Consider the following 3511-nt stretch of genomic DNA (forward strand, 5'->3'; position numbering starts at 1 on the left):
AGTGAAGGCGTTGTCCGCACCGGGCGCGCTTGTAAGCGTTACCGCATTATTGGTCAAATCACTCGCCCAGGTGACACCGTCAGCTGCCAGACTGGTAGCCAGAGCGACCCCGCCGACGTTTACAGCCTTCAGCGCGTCATAGACCTGTTCAGCCGTCTGACCGCCTGCAGCGACCGTATAGCTGTAGACCACGCCGTTCACAGTGATCGAAACCACGTCGCCAGCGTCATAGCCGCCCGCAGCGAAGCCGAGGGTTGTAATCTGCGATACCATGATGGGAGCGGCGACAAGAATATCCGCCGAGTTGGTTCCATCGAGGCTGCCAGAGACATCTTGCGTGAGCGACACGCTGCCGGTTCCTGTGAGGGCACCGTCAGACACCGTATAGTTAAAAGTGCCACCGCTGCTACCGCCGGTATCGGTCAACGTAACTGACCCTGGATGTGAGGTAAGGCTGCTTGTCAGGCTAGAATTGTTGCTGGTTGCCGTCACATCGAGCGTGGAACTATCCACATCCTTGTCATTGGCCAGCAACGCCCATTCCGGAACAATCACCGTCCCACTCGACCCGGCGTTCGTAATGATGCGATCGTCAGTGGCGACCGGCGCATCGTTGACCGCAGCCACCGTGATCGACACCGTGTCGGTATCGGTCATGGCGCCGCCGGAACCGTTGTGACCGCCATCGTCGGTCTTCATCGTCAGGGTGTCGGCGCCGTTATAGTTCAGCTCGCCCTTGTAGGAGACGTTGCTTCCGGCGAGTGACGCATTGATCTGGGCAATGGTGCCGCTCAAGGTCACGGTACCGGTGCCACTACCGCTGATCGACGCACCACCGCCGACTGCGCCGAGCGTCAGTGTGCCGTGCAGGACCGAGAGCGTCGTCGTGACGATCGAGGAGCCGGCATCGACGTCGGCCACGGACAGGCCCGTGATCGACTTGCTGGTATCCTCGGTCGCAGCCACCGTCGCGCCAGGAACGGTGTTGACCGGGGCATCGTTGACCGGCGTCACGGTGATCGAGACCGTATCGGTGTCGGTCTTGACGCCACCGGTGCCCGTATTGCCGCCATCGCTGGTCGTCATCGTCAGCGTGTCGGAACCGCTGTAGTTCAGCTCGCCCTTGTAGGAGACGTTATTGCCGGCGAGCGTCGCATTGATCTGGGCAAGGGTACCGCTCAGCGTCACCGTGCCGGTTCCGCTGCCGATGACGGACGCGCCGCCAAGTGCTGCAAGCGTCAGCGTGCCGTGCGTTACCGAAAGCGTCGTCGTCAGCGTCGAGGAGCCTGCATCCACGTCGGAGACGGAAAGCCCGGTGATGGCCGTGCTGGTCTCCTCCGCAGCCGTGACAGCGGAACCCGGAACCGTATTGACCGGCGCGTCGTTGACACCCGTCACGTGCACGGTCGTCGTCGCGATGTTCGAGTTCAGGCCGTCGTTGACGACAACCTCGAAGGTACGGTCAGTGCCGCTCGGATTTTCCGAGCTGTTCGCAAAGCGGACGGCTTCGATCACAGCTTCGTAATCAGCCTTGGTGGCTGAGCCCGTGAAGGTAATGGTGTTGCCGCTGATGCTGTAGGTGATGCCGCCGATCGCGCCGTTGTTGGTAGCCTGGCCGGCGATCGAAAGCACGTCGCCAGCCTGGCCGTTGGTCAGCTTGACGGTGGCCGAGGTCATGTTGGCATCGGCATCTGCGATCACGGCGTTACCGACAACCGCGACGGCCGAGCCGCCTTCGACGAAGGTCGGCGTCGTCGTGTAGGCGATCTTGACGTTGTCGACGTAGACAATGTCGCCGTTCTCGAGTTCGTCATTCGCGTAGAAGCGGATCGTGGTCGAGGACGAGATGTAGGCCGAGAGGTCGACGGTTACTGCCTTGAAGCTTGCGTCACTGATATTCTCGCCGCTGATCGTGGCTATCTCGACCCAGACGCCGTTGCTCTTCACCTGCACATGGACGGCATCGTCCGACTCCATGCTTTCCCGCTTGTAGTCGAAGGTGAGCGTCGCCTGGGTGGCGCCCGTAAGATCGACAGAGCGGTAGACATAATCGCCTTCGGTATCGACCTCGGAGTCGGTGTCGGAGAGAACAAGCACGCCACCATTCACCCGGACATCGCCGGTGGTCGCAGGATTGCCTTGGTTCTCGGCGTATTCGATCCAGTCCGTCTTCCAGTTCGCGGTACCGTCGTTGCCGTTATAGGCATTCTGGTTGAACTGATCGAGGACATAGGCACCGTTCGACAGCGTCAGAACCGGCGCGATATTTTCCTGAACATCATTGACCTTGACACTGATCGTCTGCGTGTCGGTCTTGCTGCCGTCGAAAACCTGCACGATGACGCTGTAGACGTTATCGCCGCCATTATCGAGCGCATGCTCGAAGTCCGGCGCGTTCTTGAAGCTCAGAACGCCGGAGGCGCTGTCGATCTGGAACAGATTCTTGTCGTCCCCGCCGACAATGGAATAGACGAGGTTTGCCGCCGGCGTGTCGACGTCGGTAGCCGTTACGGTTGTGACCGCGGTCGTGTTTTCATTGATCGAGACCGCAGCCGCGTCGCCACCGCCGTTGGAGGTGATGACAGGCGCATCATTGACCGGCGTGATGTCGAGCGTTGCACTGCCCGCAACCGTCGTCGTGCCGTCGGACACCGTGTAGCTGAAGCTGACGGAGGTGTCGTCGTTGGCTGCCGGCGTGAAGGTCCACGTGCCGTCGCCGTTGTCGTGCAGCGTGCCCGACGAAGCCGAAACGCCGCTGACCGAAAGCTTGTCGCCATCGACATCCGTCGCACCAGCCAGAAGCTGAGCCTGGGTGATCACATGCGCGCCGCTGTCTTCGGCAATCGCCTCAAGCGTCACCGGCGGAGCAACAGGCGCATCATTGACCGGCGTGATGTCGAGCGTTGCACTGCCCGCAACCGTCGTCGTGCCGTCGGACACCGTGTAGCTGAAGCTGACGGAGGTGTCGTCGTTGGCTGCAGGCGTGAAGGTCCACGTGCCGTCGCCGTTGTCGTGCAGCGTGCCCGACGAAGCCGAAACGCCGCTGACCGAAAGCTTGTCGCCATCGACATCCGTCGCGCCAGCCAGAAGCTGAGCCTGGGTGATCAGATGCGCACCGGTGTCTTCGGCAATCGCGTCAAGCGTCACCGGCGGAGCAACAGGCGCATCATTGACCGGCGTGATGTCGAGCGTTGCACTGCCCGCAACCGTCGTCGTGCCGTCGGACACCGTGTAGCTGAAGCTGACGGAGGTGTCGTCGTTGGCTGCAGGCGTGAAGGTCCACGTGCCGTCGCCGTTGTCGTGCAGCGTGCCCGACGAAGCCGAAACGCCGCTGACCGAAAGCTCGTCGCCATCGACATCCGTCGCGCCAGCCAGAAGCTGAGCCTGGGTGATCAGATGCGCACCGCTGTCTTCGGCAATCGCGTCAAGCGTCACCGGCGGAGCAACAGGCGCATCATTGACCGGCGTGATGTCGAGCGTTGCACTGCCCGCAACCGTCGTCGTGCCGTCG

At 61.8% G+C, this 3511-nt stretch carries 1 protein-coding gene; it reads right to left on the bottom strand.

Translation table 11 applies throughout. The features are described from left to right. Positions 1–3511: beta strand repeat-containing protein (locus QTL94_RS24855; protein WP_289803364.1), on the bottom strand; the 3511-nt coding region annotated here is incomplete at both ends.

This window comes from Rhizobium sp. S96, assembly GCF_030382195.1.
GTDB lineage: Bacteria > Pseudomonadota > Alphaproteobacteria > Rhizobiales > Rhizobiaceae > Rhizobium.